The organism is Pseudomonadota bacterium (genome assembly GCA_027624715.1).
GTDB lineage: Bacteria > Pseudomonadota > Gammaproteobacteria > Burkholderiales > Eutrophovitaceae > Eutrophovita.
In genome coordinates this window covers 1-4264 of record JAQBTV010000028.1, presented here as the reverse complement: position 1 = coordinate 4264, position 4264 = coordinate 1, and the positions used below count along the sequence as shown (strand labels likewise).

Annotated in this window: 5 protein-coding genes; 2 read left to right on the top strand and 3 right to left on the bottom strand. The window is 42.6% G+C overall.

What is annotated here, in order from left to right:
• A partial coding sequence (locus tag O3A65_08860) for a glutathione binding-like protein (protein MDA1332568.1) occupies positions 1 to 606 on the bottom strand: 606 nt, incomplete at its 3' end.
• Between the two features lie 23 nt (positions 607 to 629).
• The gene (locus tag O3A65_08855) at positions 630 to 1301 is read right to left on the bottom strand and encodes a haloacid dehalogenase type II (GenBank protein MDA1332567.1); all 672 of its coding nucleotides are present in this window, start codon (positions 1299 to 1301) and stop codon (positions 630 to 632) included.
• Positions 1302 to 1434: 133 nt separating this feature from the next.
• On the opposite strand from O3A65_08855, the gene gorA reads away from it, so the two are divergent.
• Together gorA and O3A65_08845 are read left to right on the top strand one after the other, a co-directional pair.
• Positions 1435 to 2811, top strand: a complete 1377-nt coding sequence (gene gorA, locus O3A65_08850) for a glutathione-disulfide reductase (protein MDA1332566.1) — start codon at positions 1435 to 1437, stop codon at positions 2809 to 2811.
• A gap of 34 nt (positions 2812 to 2845) precedes the next feature.
• Positions 2846 to 3196 (top strand): RidA family protein, encoded by a 351-nt coding sequence (locus O3A65_08845; GenBank protein ID MDA1332565.1) that lies wholly within the window; start codon positions 2846 to 2848, stop codon positions 3194 to 3196.
• 10 nt (positions 3197 to 3206) lie between these two features.
• On the opposite strand, the gene O3A65_08840 is transcribed toward O3A65_08845, so the two are convergent.
• Positions 3207 to 4106, bottom strand: a complete 900-nt coding sequence (locus tag O3A65_08840; GenBank protein MDA1332564.1) for a DMT family transporter — start codon at positions 4104 to 4106, stop codon at positions 3207 to 3209.
• Between the last annotated feature and the right edge of the window lie 158 nt (positions 4107 to 4264).

Sequence of the window (4264 nt, the reverse complement as noted above, 5' to 3'; positions counted from 1 at the left end):
ATATGCTCTCACCACAGACTCTTTAGCTCTTAAACGTTCATACCACTTCTTTATCGCAGGAAAGTCATCAAGATTCTGTCGCTGCCGCTCATGCAGGACCACCCATGGATAACACGCCATATCTGCGATGGAATAGTCATCTACGATATAGTCTCGTCTATTGAGTTGTTTATCTAAAACTGCATATAGACGCGCCGTCTCACTAACATAACGCTCAATAGCATAGGGAATCGGCTCTGGAGCGTAAGATACAAAATGGTGATTTTGACCTGCCATCGGACCGAGACCTCCCATTTGCCAAAATAACCACTCCATTACTTTAGTTTTCTTACGTAAATCATTCGAGATAAATTGACCTGTTTTTTCTGCCAAGTACTGCAAAATAGCTCCTGATTCAAAAACAGTAATGGGATCCCCGCCGCCAATCGGCTCTTCATCAGAAATAGCTGGGATACGATTATTGGGAGCGAGCTTTAGGAACGACCCCTCAAACTGCTCGCCGCGGCTAATATTAATAGGAACAATTGCATACGCTAACCCAGCTTCCTCTAAAAACATCGTAATTTTATGTCCATTGGGAGTTGGCCAGTAAAATAATTTAATCATATTTACCTCTTATAATCAGTACTCTATCCGTGAGTGCCACAAATAAGATCAGCAAACGAAGTGAGGCTGTTGGCTACAATGGTCGGCACTGGAGCAATTGGATTTAAGGGAATACCAAAACGCTTGATTAATGCCCCCTTACAACCAATCGCCATCGCGCCGGCAACATCCCATGCATGCGCAGCAATTAAATAAGCCTTTTCTGGATCAACATTCATTTTCTCAGTCGCATAACGATAGACTTTTGGGTCTGGCTTAAGCGTCTTGACTTCCTCTACCGAAATAACCGTTTCGAAAAAACCAATTAATCCCGCATGCGCCAATTGATCCTGCGCGACAACAACCGGCGAATTGGTCAACGCAGCCATACGGAAACCCGATAATTTAAGCTTCTTTAAGGCAGGAATAACATCATCGTGTGGCGGCAATTTTCTCATTCCACCCACAATATCACTCAACGTATCGTCTGAAAATGCAAGGTCGTGACGTTGTACAACCATTTCCAGAGCAGAGCGACCGACTTCCGAAAAATTTCGAGACCACCCAAGAATCACGCATAACATGGCCGTTTGTATTACCTGATCAAACCATTCGCTAACCATAATTTGATCGCCGAACTGCTTTTTAAAATATGGTTCAAGACCTTTGAGATCCAGTAATGATTCATTAACATCAAACAGTAAAACTGACTGCATATATATTCCTTTATAAAATCCATAAAAATAAGAGAAAGAACCACATAAATTATTACTAGAAATTCACGAAAAAAATACGTTTAATCGTATAGACTAGGATGCAATAGTTTAAAATTATGGAGTAACGGGTAGCATGCCTCAGTATGATCTAATTGTAATTGGAGGTGGTAGCGGCGGAGTCGCAACGGCCAATCGAGCGGGATCCTATGGGGCTCGGGTAGCACTCATCGAGAAAGGCCGTATGGGTGGTACCTGTGTTAACGTCGGCTGTGTTCCAAAAAAGATTATGTGGACGGCAGCGAGTCTTCATGAGGCCGTAACGGAAGCAAAAAATTATGGTTTTGACACTCATCTTGGCGAGTTTCATTGGCCCAAGCTCAAAGCAAAACGAGATAGCTACATCCAAAGACTGAATGCCAGCTATGAGCATGGCCTAGACGTTAACAAAGTCGAGGTTATTAAAGGCGAGGCTGTTTTGGAATCAAACAATACGGTTCGAGTTGGGGATAACACCTGTCAAAGCGCCCGCATACTGATCGCAACAGGAGGTTATCCTTTAGTCCCAGCGATTCCGGGTGCACGACTGGGCATAACCTCAGACGAATTCTTTGAGCTCGAGCATCAGCCAAAAAAGATTGCCATCATCGGTGCCGGATATATCGCTGTAGAATTCTCCGGATTATTGAATGAGCTTGGCTCAACTGTATCCCTATTTCTGCGAAAAAATGAATTTTTACGTCACTTCGATCACTCAATTCGATCGGTACTTATGAGTGAAATGGAGAAAGACGGGGTTAAAATCATTAAAAACACTGAGTTGCAGGAAGTTATCGAAGACAATGAGGGTCTTCTATTGAAATCAAATAAAGGAGATGAGTACTCTGGGTTTGACCAAATTATTTGGGCAACCGGTCGAGCACCTAATACACGAACCCTCAACTTAGATAACATTGGTGTAGAAACGACGAGATCTGGCCATGTTGTAGTCAATAAATATCAAGAAACGAATGTTGCTGGCATCTATGCCGTGGGTGATATCACAGGGCATCACGAGTTAACTCCAGTCGCTATCGCAGCAGGACGGCGTCTCGCTGATAGATTATTTAATGGACAAGAAGATCGATATTTAAACTATGAAAACATTCCAACAGTTATTTTTAGCCATCCTCCTGTAGGTACTGTTGGAGTTACCGAAAACGAAGCCATCAAGAAATTCGGGGTACAAAATGTCAGAGTCTATGAAAGCAGTTTCAAACCGATGCACTTCGCCTTCAACCCTAATGGAGCAGAATGCCTTATGAAACTAGTCGTAGCTGGGCCCGAAGAAAAGGTGGTGGGTTGTCACGGAATTGGGCTTGGTATGGATGAAATGATGCAAGGTTTTGCCATTGCAGTTCGGATGGGGGCGACTAAAAAAGACTTCGACGATACCGTCGCTATCCACCCAACCATTAGCGAGGAAATGGTCACAATGAAAATATCCCGTGCAGCAAAACTCGAGTCAAACTAAAATCACCAATTACTAAAACTATTAAGGATTATTTATGAGTATTATAAGAATTGCCTCTAATGATCGAATGTCGCAAGTTGTAATACATGGCAATGTAATCTACACAGCGGGTATCGTCGCTGGCGACCCCAACACCGACATTCAAGGACAAACTGGACAAATCCTCGATACCATTGACAAATACCTCCTATCAAATGGCTCGGATAAGACCAAAATCCTATCGGTCACCATATGGTTAGCAGATATGAATGACTTTGCAGACATGAATGCTATCTGGGATATGTGGGTTCCCAAAGGAAATACCCCCGCAAGAGCATGCGTTGAGTCCAAGCTCGCTAAACCTGATTACAAAGTGGAAATTAGAGTGACCGCAGCGATAGCGTAATTAACGCTAATTATTCGTTAACAATATTAGTAACTGCGGCTTGACGGGATTTTTGGGCTAAAGCGACATATAACCCTGCTCCTATGATAATGGCCATCCCGACAAAACCCGAGGTGCTTGGGAGATGGTCGAATGCCAGATAGCCAAAAAGGGTTACCCAAAAAAGTTGTACGTACGCAAGTGGGGATAGAAATGAAGCATCCTCTAATTCCATTGCTTTAATCAGCATAAAATGTCCGACTGCTCCAGCGAACCCTAAAAAAAGAAACTTTGGCAAGTCTGCAAGCTGCGGAGTAACCCAAAAAACCGGGACAACTATACTAATTAATAGTGACCCAACCATACCCGTGTAGAACAATGTTGTAACTGGATGTTCTCGATTGCTGAAGTGACGCGTCATAATTTGATATAGGCTGTAACAAACCGCGGCTAGAAGCGGGAGTAGAAAATTCCAATCAAAGCTTTTCGTAGGATTAATAACCAATAAAACACCGACGAATCCAACTAACACTGCTACCCATCTGGACCCAGAAACTTGCTCTTTCAATATCCAAAAAGCAAAAGTTGTCACCAATAGTGGCGCAATAAAACCGATTGACTTTGCCGTAGCCAAAGGCAATACGCTTAACGCTGTAAAGTACAGTAGCGTTGATCCCGTTAAGAGCATCGCCCTAAAAATTTGCGCTTTTCGATTATCTGTTTTAATCAATTGGAATCCATATCCAGGCCCAAGGAGCAACATCATCAGGACGAAGTGCGTCACGTAACGAAACCAAACGATAAGCGGCACCGGGTAAGATTGACTCAATGACTTTGCTGTTATCTCAAGCATGGCAAGTAAAAACACCATACCCATCATAAGTAGTATCGCGCGGTGAGTAGATTTTAAATAAACTACAGGACGAACCAAAGGTGACTTTCAAAAAAACATTGTATCGAGCGTTGGAGGGGGATTTTACGTCATTCCACACTTAATACAAATATCTTTTATTTTTTACAACTTAAAAGTATCAGACGCCTTTAATAAAAGTAAAATAGACTTTGAAACTACCCATTAAAAAAACCACT

What these genes read in the sequence shown, in the direction of transcription:
- O3A65_08855 (MDA1332567.1), bottom strand. Translation starts at nt 1,301, where the DNA reads ATGCAGTCAGTTTTACTGTTTGATGTTAATGAATCATTACTGGATCTC.
- gorA (MDA1332566.1), top strand. Translation starts at nt 1,435, where the DNA reads ATGCCTCAGTATGATCTAATTGTAATTGGAGGTGGTAGCGGCGGAGTC.
- O3A65_08845 (MDA1332565.1), top strand. Translation starts at nt 2,846, where the DNA reads ATGAGTATTATAAGAATTGCCTCTAATGATCGAATGTCGCAAGTTGTA.